Origin of the sequence: Streptomyces sp. NPDC016459, assembly GCF_040632845.1 — a bacterium.
Lineage (GTDB): Bacteria > Actinomycetota > Actinomycetes > Streptomycetales > Streptomycetaceae > Streptomyces.
Genome location: NZ_JBEYCR010000024.1, coordinates 1 through 11,742 on the forward strand (window position 1 = coordinate 1; position 11,742 = coordinate 11,742).

General features: G+C 73.1%; 9 protein-coding genes. 3 read left to right on the forward strand and 6 right to left on the reverse strand.

The genetic code is table 11. The features are described 5' to 3' along the window. Positions 1–114 precede the first annotated feature (114 nt). From ABZ567_RS30715 to thpR, 4 genes are all read right to left on the reverse strand, one after another. Positions 115–1,386 (reverse strand): phytase, encoded by a 1,272-nt coding sequence (locus tag ABZ567_RS30715; protein ID WP_360796313.1) that lies wholly within the window; start codon positions 1,384–1,386, stop codon positions 115–117. Positions 1,387–1,609: 223 nt separating this feature from the next. Beyond that, complete coding sequence (locus tag ABZ567_RS30720; RefSeq protein WP_360796212.1) at positions 1,610–2,920, reverse strand: hypothetical protein; 1,311 nt, start codon at positions 2,918–2,920, stop codon at positions 1,610–1,612. Positions 2,921–3,366: 446 nt separating this feature from the next. Further along, a complete protein-coding gene (gene bla, locus ABZ567_RS30725; protein WP_360796215.1) occupies positions 3,367–4,314 on the reverse strand; it encodes a class A beta-lactamase in 948 nt (315 codons plus the stop codon). Positions 4,315–4,404: 90 nt separating this feature from the next. Beyond that, positions 4,405–5,022, reverse strand: a complete 618-nt coding sequence (thpR, locus tag ABZ567_RS30730) for an RNA 2',3'-cyclic phosphodiesterase (RefSeq protein WP_360796218.1) — start codon at positions 5,020–5,022, stop codon at positions 4,405–4,407. Positions 5,023–5,505: 483 nt separating this feature from the next. On the opposite strand from thpR, the gene ABZ567_RS30735 reads away from it, so the two are divergent. Further along, positions 5,506–6,330, forward strand: coding sequence for a dienelactone hydrolase family protein (locus ABZ567_RS30735; RefSeq protein WP_360796316.1), 825 nt, complete (start codon positions 5,506–5,508; stop codon positions 6,328–6,330). 127 nt (positions 6,331–6,457) lie between these two features. After that, on the forward strand, positions 6,458–9,235 hold the full coding sequence (locus ABZ567_RS30740; RefSeq protein ID WP_360796221.1) for a LuxR C-terminal-related transcriptional regulator: 2,778 nt from the start codon (positions 6,458–6,460) through the stop codon (positions 9,233–9,235). Here ABZ567_RS30740 and ABZ567_RS30745 read toward each other — a convergent pair. Then, on the reverse strand, positions 9,227–9,436 hold the full coding sequence (locus tag ABZ567_RS30745) for a hypothetical protein (RefSeq protein WP_360796224.1): 210 nt from the start codon (positions 9,434–9,436) through the stop codon (positions 9,227–9,229). The two genes, ABZ567_RS30740 and ABZ567_RS30745, sit on opposite strands and share 9 nt — an antisense overlap. Positions 9,437–9,570: 134 nt before the next feature. Continuing rightward, positions 9,571–10,770 carry a S8 family serine peptidase gene (locus tag ABZ567_RS30750; protein ID WP_360796227.1) on the reverse strand — a complete coding sequence of 400 codons (1,200 nt, stop codon included), beginning with the start codon at positions 10,768–10,770 and terminating at the stop codon, positions 9,571–9,573. Positions 10,771–11,005: 235 nt separating this feature from the next. On the opposite strand from ABZ567_RS30750, the gene ABZ567_RS30755 reads away from it, so the two are divergent. Then, positions 11,006–11,575: a DinB family protein gene (locus ABZ567_RS30755; RefSeq protein WP_360796229.1), complete on the forward strand. Its 570-nt coding sequence runs from the start codon at positions 11,006–11,008 to the stop codon at positions 11,573–11,575. Positions 11,576–11,742: the final 167 nt, after the last annotated feature.

Sequence of the window (11,742 nt, forward strand, 5' to 3'; positions counted from 1 at the left end):
GCCCACGCCTCCGGGGGTGGCGCCTCACCCCACCCCCGCGTGAACCCCGCCCGGGCCGCCCCCCGCCCCCCGGGGGGCGGGGGCCCCGGCCCGGGGGAGCGGCCGGAGGAAGGCTCAGTCGTCGAGGGTGTCCAGGACGGTGCCGAGGTCGACGAACTTGAAGTTGGTCGCGGCGCGGTCGCCGTCGGCGGGGGCGTCGTGTCCGTCCTGCACGACGAGCAGGCCGCGCGGGTACTTCGTGCCGAGGGGGGCGTTCAGGGCGGCGGCGCCGTCGCACTCCTCGGAGCCGTCGAGCGCGCTGTGCGCGGCCCCGACCCGGAACCCGCCCTCGTACTCGTTGTCGTCCCCGAGCTCCCGGTCGTAGGCGGCGAAGGTGTTGTCGCCCTGGCTGGAGGTGAGGAGGTATCCGTCGCCGTCGGACTCGGTGACCAGGGTCAGGCCCTCGACGTCCGCGGAGATCCGGTTGCCGCCGAAGCCGGGGTCGGCGCCCGGCGCGCACTCCTCGGTCTCCTCGTCGTAGACGCCGGGAACGCCGTACTCGCGGACCTTGTCGATCAGCTTCGGCGTGCCGGTGAGGTCGGCGCGCAGGCGCCAGACGCCGATGTCCTCCTGCCCGGCGTAGAGGGTGCCGTCGGCGGGGTCGACGACCATGCCCTCGACCTGCGGCAGCTCTTCGGGCTCGCCGCAGGGGGACCACGAGGTGCCGTCGGGCAGCCGGAACGTGGAGGGCAGGTCCAGGGTGCGGATCTTGCGGTACGTCATCCTGTCGCCCGCGGCCGGGAGCAGTTCGAGCAGCGCGATGCTGGTGCGCTCCCGCCGGCTGACGAGGGCGAAGGACTTGCCCGTGGCGCGGTCCGTCCAGGTCGCGAGACCGTAGGCGGTCCGCTGGTCGTTGATCTCGGCCTGGTCCCGGGAGAACACGGGCGGCGCCGCCGGGTCGGTGATGTCGGTGAGCGGGCCGCCGGCGCGGTCGCGGTCGATGCGGTAGAAACGCAGCCGGTCGTGGCCCCGGTCGCTGGTGACGGCCAGGTCGGCCCGGCCCGAGGGGAGCCGCAGGCCCTGGACGAGGTCCACGTTGTTGAAGCGGCCAGGGACGTCGTCAGGACCGGCGGCCGGGGGAGCGGCGATCGACTGCACCGGTCGCGCGTCCAGGTCGTAGACGCGCAGGCCGCCCTCCTTGGCGGTCGCGATGACGAGGCTGCGGCCGGGGGCGGCGGCGTTGCGCCAGATGGCCGGGTCGTCGGCGTCGGCGTTGCCGCCCGCTTCGTCGTCGTGCAGCACCGGCGTCTCCGCGCGGGGTGTCACGGTCGGCAATGGGCTTCCGGAGGCGCGGTGGTGGGCCTGGGCCGGTACGGCAAGGGCCGCTGCCGCGAGCGCCGTGGTCATGACGAGCGCGAGCGAACGGGCGGTGGTGGGGCGAGTCACGCAACTCTCCTCTGCAGGGGGGTCGGTCCTGCGTGAGCGTGCTGCCTCTCCGTGTCGGCCCGGGGCCCCCGGACGGCCGGAGGCCCGAAGTCCAGGTGTACGTGCGATGAACCGCCGCGCGGACCGCGAAACGTGTCGCGGTCCGCGCGGGGTCCGCCCGACGGCGGCGGGCGGGGTTCGGCGATCAGGCCGGGTTCTTCACGTCCGCCAGGTGGTTCGCGCCGATGAGGCAGTCACGCATCTCGTAGCGGGGCGCGACGGCCCCGGTCCAGCGGAGGAACCCGGTGGTCCCGGTCGCCGTCGACATGTCGATGAACCGGCACCCGTCGTACAGCACCTTGCCGGAGGTGGTCGCGGTGGCCCCGGTCGTCAGCTGGTGAGAGCCCATCAGCCCGCAGTCCTCGTACCGCACCATCGGACCCCGGGCGCCGTTCGCGTGGAAGTCGTACACGTGGGTGACCGCGTTCGGCGCCCAGGACTTGAAGCTGAGGGCGGTGTCGTCGCACGACACGAAGGTGATGTTCCCCTTGTACCAGCGGGAGTCGATCACCTTGTGGCCCACGCCCCGCAGCTCGAACCGGATGCCCTGGGCGTACAGCCGTGCGACGGAGTCGGCCCGGGTGGTCGCGTCGGCGGTGAGCTGGAAGAACGTACCGTTCGACGCGGCGTCCGTGAGGATGTAGGAGCCGCCGATGAAGTTCATGGAGCCGCCCCGGTTGTTCTTCACGAACACACCCGACTGGTACTCCACCTTGCAGTCGCGGAACCAGTAGTTGAGGAACTGGTCCTGCTGCGTCGCCGCCGGGGTCATCCCCAGGACGAGGAACGCGTCGGAGTAGGAGCCGCCGACCTGGCAGTGGTCCCAGCCCATCTCACTGTTGAGGTTGGACGTCGTGGCCGGGCCGTCAAGACCGATGCCGCGCTTCCAGCTGCCACGCCACTCGACGTCCGTGTACCAGGTGTCCTGGACGCCGTAGTCGGCCGAGGAGTAGGCGTAGTTGAAGCTCGATGTGGGGTTGGTGCTGGTGAAGGTGAGTCCGGAGATCCGGATGTTCTTGTAGCGCTGGTAGTTCGTCCACAGCGTGGTGTCGTCGGCCGCCGGCGAGTACACGATCCGGGACAGCCGCTTGCCGTAGCCGGTGATCGACACGCCGTCGACGATGCCGCCGTTGCCCTCGCCGTTGACGTTCGGCAGCAGCGAGTCCGGCTGGGTCAGAAGGTAGGTGCCGGGCGGAATGACCAGGACCTTCTTCGGAATCGCTCCCGAGATCGGGCCGGGCTGGAACGAGGCGAGCACCTCGGCGGCGGCCGCGCGGAACGCGGCGTCACTGGCGGTCGCGCCGGTGGGGTCGGCGCCCTTGCTGATGACGTCGACGCTGTACGGGTCGTCCCCGGAACCCGCCGCGTACGCCGGTCCGCTCCCCGTCGCCAGTGCCCCCACCGTCGCGCCGGCTCCGGCCGTGGCCAGTCCGCGCATGACGGAACGCCGGTCCATACCTCTGGTCATTCTGCCCCCTATATGACGATCATGAGAAAGACAGGACATCGGACCACGACGGGGACGTGAACGCAAGATCGTTTCTTCCGGACGGATGTGGGTGCCGTCACAGGCAGGAAGGGGTGCGGGACCGGAGGGGGAGCGTCCGGCGCCAGGTGTCCGGGAACGCGGACGACCCGTGGGCCTTGGTCCCGTCCGCTCGAGTTCGGACGGGAGCCGGCCGGAATACCGGCGGCCCACGGGTCGGGTGACTGCGTGGTTTTCGGCAGGTGACCTGCCGAGGTGCACAGAGTGCGACGGCAGGCCGTTAGCCCGCAGTCACCTCACGAATCCGAAAAGAAACCATGTTCTCGGACCACCTCCTTTCAGCGTGTGCCCACAGCCTAGGAAAGCCGGAGACGACGCTCAACCCATTTAACCGAGCACGTGCGTCCCGGCCCTCGTCAGCGGAGTTCCGCCGCCACCAGAGCCGCCGCGTCGGCCACCAGCGGATCGACGGGCGGGGCGTCCTCCTCGAACCGCGTCGTCATCACGACGAGCAGGATCGGGCCGCCGTCCGGCGGCCACGTGACCCCCGCGTCGTTGTTACCGCCGTACCGGCCGCCGCCGGTCTTGTCGGCGAGGAGCCAGTCCGCGGGCAGCCCTTTGCGGAACCGCTCACCGCTCGTGGTGTTGGCCAGCATCCAGCGCGTGAGCCGTTCCCGGTCCTCGCGCGCGAGCGCGTCGCCGAGCAGCAGCCGCCCGTAGGTCCGGCCGATGGCGCGGGGCGTCGTGGTGTCGGTCTCCCGCCAGGGCTCCGCCGAGTTCAGCTCGGGCTCCCAGCGGTCGAGCCGCGTCGTACCGTCACCGACCGACCGGGCGAACCGCGTGACCGAGGTCGGGCCCCCCAGCTCGCGGAGCAGCAGGTTCCCTGCGGTGTTGTCGCTGTAGCGCAGGGTGGCGTCGCAGAGCTCGGCGACGGTCATCCCGTGGGCGAGGTTCTCCGGCAGCTCGGTCCTGGGGGACCAGCCCGACCGCTTGACGTACGCCTCCGTGTAGCGGATGCGCCGCGCCAGGAACGTGCCGTCGTGATCGAGGTCGCGCAGCACGGCCGCGACGGCGAGGGTCTTGAACACCGAGCACATCGGGAAACGCTCCTCGGCGCGGTACGCCACCGAGCGCCCCGACCGCACGTCGTGGGCGAACACACCGAGCCGGGCCGCGTGCCGGTGCTCCAGCTCCCGCAGCTCTGCGACGAGGCGCCTACCGCCGGGGCCCTTCCCGCCGGCGTTCGTCGGTCCGGGCGAGGAGGCGTACGCCGACCCGACGAGGGGGGACGCGGACGCCAGCACGGCGCCGGCGCCGAGGGCGAGAGCGGTGCGACGGGACGGGGTGAGACCTGAGACGGACAACGTTTTTCCTTTCCTCCGTGGCGATCACTGCACAGGGAAACACGCGTCAGGGCCCCCGAACGGTTGCGACCCGTACCGACCCGGGACGCTTCAGCGCCCGTCGAAGGACCAGGCCTCGATGTCGCGGTAGCGGATCGGCCCGGGCCCCCGGCCGAAGTCGCTGCCGACCAGATGGAGGCGTTCCGCCCGCCAACGACGGCCGGTGAATCCGGCGAGTCCGCCGGCGATGTCCACCACGCTCGACTGATCGTCGCGGCGGGCGCGGGCCAGCGTCAGATGGGGACGCAGCGGCCGGTCCTCAAAGGGGACACCGCAGTCCCTGACCACGGCACGGACGCCGTCGGCGAGTGCGTGCAGCCCTTCCAGGTCCCCGGCGAGCCCGCTCCACAACACCCGCTCGTCGAAGTGCCCTCCGCCGCGCAGCGCCAGCTCGACGGGCCGCAGCGAGGCCGCGAGGTCCGCCAACGGCGGACGCAGCAGCGGAACGGTCGCGACGGGGAGCTCGCCGAGGAACGCGAGCGTGATGTGCCAGTCCTCGATGCGGTTCCACCGCAGGCGCGGATACGCGTCGTACGCGGCGCCCAACTCCCGCGCCAGCTCGTCCTTCGCCTCGTCGGGAGGGGCGAGAGCGACGAAGACGCGCACGGTCGCGGCCCGGTCCCGCTCGTCCCCGCCCGGCTCCGTCCCCCGCCCGCGCACCTGCGTCATCGTCCGTTCCCCGCTCGCCCTGCGTCCGTCGTCCCGCGATCCGCGTCGCCCCGGACCCGATGTCCCTCGTACGCTCCGCCGCTGTCCCGCGACGGCCGCCATTCCGAGGTGAGGTTACGCGGTGCCCCCCACGTCAGGGCCGCCGGGCCGGTGAGGTTACGCGGTGTCCCCAGGTCCGGGCCGTCGGGCCGGTGAGGTTACGCGGTGTCCTCCACGTCCGGGCCGCCGGGCGGTGAGGGTACGCGGGGCTCCGCCGTCCCTGCCGAACCCCCCGCCCCGGCCGCCGGGCGGTCCCGTCGTGACGGGAGACCGGTGGTTCTGCCGATGCCCGCGTGCCGCGCCGCGTCGACAGTGACCGGGCCAGTCCAGGACGTGCCGCCCCCGGTTCCAGCCGAGGGTGGCCGCCACACGACACGAGAGGACGACTCCGTCGTGAATCGACACCTTGCCGCAGCCGCCACCGCCACCGCCGCCTGCCTCACCCTGCTCGCCACCCCGGGTGCCAGCGCCGCCGGTACCGCCGCCAACCCGTACGAGCGGGGCCCCGCCCCCACCCAGTCGAGCATCGAGGCCCTGCGCGGCCCGTACGCCGTCTCCGAGACCAACGTCTCCTCCCTCGCCGCCAGCGGCTTCGGAGGCGGCACCATCTACTACCCGACGTCCACGAGCGACGGCACGTTCGGCGCGGTCGTGATCTCGCCGGGCTTCACCGCCTACCAGTCCTCGATCGCATGGCTGGGACCGCGCCTCGCCTCGCAGGGCTTCGTCGTGTTCACCATCGACACCCTCAGCACCGTCGACCAGCCGGACAGCCGCGGACGCCAACTCCTGGCCGCGCTCGACCACCTGACCCAGCGCAGCACCGTGCGGGGCAGGATCGACGCCACCCGCCTCGGCGTCATGGGCCACTCCATGGGCGGCGGCGGCAGCCTCGAAGCCGCCAAGAGCCGGCCCTCGCTGAAGGCCGCCATCCCCCTGACCGGGTGGAACACGGACAAGACCTGGCCCGAACTCCGCACGCCCACCCTCATCATCGGTGCGGACGGTGACACGGTCGCCCCCGTCTCCAGCCACTCGGAGCCCTTCTACCAGAGCCTGCCCAGCTCGCTCGACAAGGCGTACCTGGAGCTGAACGGCGCCACGCACTTCACCCCGAACACCTCGAACACGACGATCGCGAAGTACAGCATCTCCTGGCTCAAGCGCTTCATCGACGACGACACCCGGTACGAGCAGTTCCTCTGCCCGCTGCCGCGGCCCAGCCTGACGATCGAGGAGTACCGGGGCACCTGCCCGCTCGGTTCCTGACGATCGACGGCCGGCGTCCGGACGCTCTGTGCGCCGTCACAGGACACGGCTCCCGGGTCTGGGCCCTTGCCCACGCCCACGCCCGGGAGCCTTCCGCGGATACCTACGGGTCGGTAACGTGATCGTCGTGAGCGGAGCGACACATGCCGCCGCCCCCGGCCCGCGGTTGTACGACCGTACGACCGAACTCGCCGCGGTGGCCCGGCTCTCAGCAGGCGCCGGCACCGGAACGGGCGGCGTCCTCTTCGTCACCGGCGACCCCGGTGAGGGGCGCACCGCGCTGCTCGCGCGGGCCGCCCACGACTTCCCCGGCACCGCCCTCTGCGTCGCCGCACCCCCGCACCGGGGGCCGTGGAGCGGGGTGCGATCCCTGTGCGCCGCCCTCGCGCCCCACCCGCCCGCCGGGCGCCGCGCGCTCCGGCTCGCGCGGGGCGAGGCAGGCCTCGCCGCCGCAGTCGGAAGTCTGACCGCCGGCCGTCCCGCCCTGATCTGCCTGGACGATCTGCACCTGTGGGACGCCCACTCGCGCGCCGCGCTCACCACGGCCTGGCGCGAGCCGGGGAGCCGCTGGGGCGGCACGGTCTGGCTCGTGTCGGCGGCCCGCCACCACCGTCTCCCCGACGTGCCGGACGCGGAGGCCGTACGGCTCGGGCGGCTCACCCGGGACGGCGCGCGGGCCCTCCTGGGCGACCTGTGCGCGGTGCCGCCGTCGGCCGGGCTCGTGGAGCGGCTGCTCGACGAGACGGCCGGACACCCCGGTGTCCTCGCCGCGGCGGTACGGCGGCTCGCCTCCGCTCCCGTGACCGGAACCGCGGTCCCGTCCCGGCCCCTCGTCGACGGCGCCGTCCTCGCCGAGGTGTACGGCGGTCTCGTGGACAGTCTCCCGGCGGATTCCCGCAGGCTGCTCGCGGTGGTCGCCCTGACCGGCCGCACGGAGGCCACCGACCCGCCGCACCCGCCCGGCCGCAGCGAAGCCGACACTCCAGTCCCCAAGTCCCCCGGCCGCACCCACGTCGACACCCCGGCCCCGGAACCCCCCGGTTACTCCGAAGCCCCTGACCACGCCGGGTCCCTCAACCGTTCCGAAGCCGCCGAGCCGCCGCACCCCGCCGACCTCCCTCAAGGCACGGCCGCGCCCGTGGGAAGCCCCCGTCCCCGCGAGCCGGAACGGGCCGGAGCGGGGCGATCGTCGCAGGCATACGAGGTCGGTCTCGGCGCGGTCCTCGCCACCGCGCGGGCGACCCGCACCTCCGTCGAGCCGCTGGACGGCCTGATCGCGGGCGGGCTGCTGTGCCGCACGGGTGACGCGCTCCGCTTCGAGGACCCGTTCCTGGGCCGGGCGGCGCTCGCCTCCGCCCCCTCCGGGATCGCCCCGGTCCCTCCACCCGTCCCGGCGTCGGACCCGACACTCGTCCGCGGCGAGGGGCACCGCGCCGACCGGCTCGGCCCGCCCCCGGCCGTACGCGCCCTCACTCCCGTGGTCCGCGGCCGTGCCCAGCTCGTCCGCGGTCTCGCGGCGCTCGCGGGCGGCCCGGTCATGGACGCGCACGAGGCGCTGCTGCAAGCGGCGGAACTGCTCGGCGACCGGGAGCCGGCCGAGGCGTCAGACGCCCGGTTCCTCGCCATGGAGGCCGCCTGGGCCGGGGGCGACGTCGCCGCGTGCCTGGCCGCCCTCGACCCCGGCAAGGCGGCCCGGGGCACGGAACGCGACTTCGTCGTGGGGCTGCGCGCCGCCCTCGACATCCGCCTCGACCAGGCCCGCTCCGTCCTGGCGCGGGTGGTCGCGCGGGACGGCGTCGAGGACGACCCGCGCCTGCTCCTGCGGGCGGGCTCCGCGGCGCTCGTGCTCGGCGACACCGCGTCGGCGGCCCGGATCCACGCCCGTGCGCTCGTCCGCGCCCGCGCCGAGCACCGCAGCGCCCTGGTGCCCCGGGTCCTGGAACACCTCGCCTACGCCGAACTGAGGGCCGGCCGGTACAGCCGAGCCGCGCGCACCGCGCACGAGGGACTGCGGGCGGCCGAGCAGACCGGCCAGCACAACGTCGCCGCGCACCAGCACGCCGTCCTGGCCCTCGTCGCCTCGGTGGCGGGTGACGGGCGGACCGTGACGGAGCACGCCGGGCGGGCCCTCGACACCGCGCGCCCGCACGGCCTCGTCCAGGCCGCGACCCTCGCCGAATGGGCGCTGGCCAGAGCCGAGTTCGGGCACGGTCTCGCCGCCCAGGCGACCGCGCGGCTCCTTCCCCTCGTCCGCCAGGGCCCACGGAGCGGCCACTTCGCGCTGCGGATGCTGGTGATCCCCTGTTTCGTGGAGGCGGCCGTCGTGTCCGGGCGGCGCGCCGAGGCACGGGAAGCGGCAGAGGAGTACGCGATCTGGGCCGTCCAGGGCATCGACGGCACGGCACCGGCCCAACTGGCCCGCTGCCGGGCGCTGCTGGCGCCGGGCGAGGAGCCGGCGTACTGGTTCGGTGAGGCCGTCCGCCGCCACGACAGCTGCGGCAACGACTTCGAACGCGCCCGTACGCTCCTCGCCTACGGCACCTGGCTGAGGCGCCGTCGGCGGCCCGGCGACGCCCGTGGTCCGCTGAGCGACGCCCTGGTCACCTTCGAGCGGGCCGCGGCGGAGGGCTGGGCAGAGCACGCCCGCTCCGAGCTGCGTGCCACCGGCGGCACCACCGGCGGGGTCACGGACCCGGCGGCGCTCGGCCGGCTGACGCCTCAGCAGCAGCGCATCGCCCGCCTCGTCGCCGGGGGCGCCACCAACCGGGAGGTCGCCGACCGCCTCACCCTCAGCCCCCGGACGGTGGACCACCACCTCCGGAGCGTCTTCGCCAGGCTGGGCATCCGGTCCCGGGTCGAACTCCCGGGCGTGGTCGGCCGGTGGGACGCCCGGCCGTCAGGGTGACGACGGGACTCGGCCGTCGCCCCTTCGAGCGCTGGGCTCCTCGTCCGGCTCGCCGACGGCGACGCTGATCGCGCTGTGCGCGCCCCGGGGGCCGAGCCGTCGTCGCCCGCTGGTGTACGTGATGGTCGAGCCGTCGCTCCGCACGTTCATCCTGGACCAGACGTAGGGGGTCCGGAACACGGCGGGCGGCGTCTGCGGCATCGCAGCACGATGCCGCAGCCCGTGTCGCCGGTGGATCGAGGAAAGGCGGCCCTCCGTGGGGAGGGCCGCCTTCCGAGCGGCTCACGGCGCGGCCGTCACGCCGGTCGGTGGTGCGAGCCGGGGAGCGGTGGTGACTACGGGGCCACCTTCAGCAGCTTGTTCGCGGTGCCGGAGGAGGGGTTCTTGATCGCGTCCGCCGTGGCCGCCCCGGTCAGCGCGGCGGCGGTGTCGGCGGGCGTCGCCGACGGGTTGGCCGCCAGGTACAGGACGGCTGCGCCCGCCACGTGCGGCGCCGCCATCGACGTACCGGAGATCGTCTTCGTACCGGTGTCGCTGTCGTTCCAGGCCGAGGTGATCTCCGAGCCGGGCGCGTACAGGTCCACCACGGCGCCGAAGTTGGAGAACGAGGACTGCTGGTCGTCCTTGGTGCTGGACGCCACGGTCAGCGCCTCCGGCACCCGGGACGGCGAGCCCTGCCCGGCGTCGGAGGACTCGTTGCCCGCCGCCACCGCGAAGGTCACCCCCGAGGAGATGGCCCGCTTCACCGCCGCGTCCAGCGCCTCGTCGGCGCCGCCGCCGAGGCTCATGTTCGCGACCGAGGGCCCGGAGTGGTTCTGGGTCACCCAGTCGATGCCCGCCACGACCTGCTCGGTGGTGCCGGAGCCGTTGTCGTCGAGGACGCGCACTGCGACGATCCTGGACTTCTTGGCGACGCCGTGGGAGGTGCCGGCGATCGTGCCGGCCACGTGGGTGCCGTGGCCGTTGCCGTCGTCGGCGGTGGCGTCGTTGTCGACGGCGTCGAAGCCGTGGCTCGCCCGGCCACCGAAGTCCTGGTGGGAGATCCGCACGCCGGTGTCGATGACGTACGCGGTCACGCCCTCGCCGCCGTTGTCGGGGTAGGCGTACTTCTGGTCACCGGCCGTGTCGGCCTGGTCGATCCGGTCCAGGCCCCAGGACGGGGGCTTGTCCTGCGTCTCGTTGATGCTGAAGCGCTTGTTCTGCACGACCGTCCCGACGGCGGGGTCGGCCGCCAGCCGCTTGGCCTCGTCGACGCTGAGGCCGGACGCGGAGAAACCGTTGACCTCGGAACCGTAGGAGCGTTCGAGGGTGCCGCCGTACTTCTTCGCGAGTTCCGCCTTGTTCGCGGATGCGTCGAGGATGACGACGAAGCTGCCGGACACGGCGCCCGGTGCGCCGAGTCCGTGCACGGTCCCTGTCGCCGGAGCGGCCGCCCCGGCGATGTTGCCCGCGAACAGTGCCGCGGTGACGGCGCCTGCCGCACCTGTGGCGATGACCGCGTTGCGAAGACCGTGGGATCGCTTGTGAGTTGCCATGAAAGGGGATCTCTCCTCGTGTTGACGTGTGGGGCGTCAAACGTTCGAGAGAACCCTGTGCGGGTTGGCAGGAGCAAATCAAGAGGGCAACCGGCGAGCGGGCTTATTCAACAAGGTTTCTTAATGATCCCTTCGCATCGCCTCCACGGCCCACACGCCTTCTCACGCACTCCTGCGTGAAATGGGCACGATTAATGATTTGTACATCGGGCCTCCGCTCTGCATCCTCGGCACCGTGAACTCAGAGAGCGACACGCCCGAGCGGTGGAGCGAGGCCAGCGTCTACCCCGACATGTGGGCGGACCCCGACAAGGATCCCCGCAACAGCGAAGGACCCGGTCCGGAAGGTGAGTTGGCAACGTTCCAGGACTTCCTGAGCGGCTACCGACTGACCCTGCGGATGAAGTGCGAAGGACTGGACCCGGAGCAGATGGCCCGCCGTTCGGTGCCGCCGTCGACCATGTCCCTGCTCGGACTGGTCCGCCACCTCGCGGAGGTGGAGCGGGACTGGCGGGGTTGGATCCCGCCGGGAGACCCGGAACCGACGCTGTACGGGGACGCCGACGGCGACTTCGAAGGAGCCGTCGCGCAACAGACGCTCGTCGACAGCGCGTTCGCCGACCTCGCGCGTGAACAGGCGGCGACCGACGCCGCGCTCCTGGCGTGGCCGGACCTGGGTGCCCGGGTGATCCGGGACGAGACCGCCGTCCGCGAACTGTGGGTCCACCGGATCGAGGAGTACGCCCGCCACTGCGGGCACGCGGACCTGCTGCGCGAGTGCGTCGACGGCAGGGTGGGACAGTAGCGACCTGACGTGGGCGTAGGGAGGGACGATCCGCGCCGGTCGTGAAGGCGGTGGACGTGTAGGTGTCGGGGTCTGCGTGCCGGTCGCGTACGCGATGGGTGCGTACGCGCCGGGGCTCCGCGGCGGTCGTGAAAGCGGTGGGTACGTACGCGCTGGGGCTCCGTGCC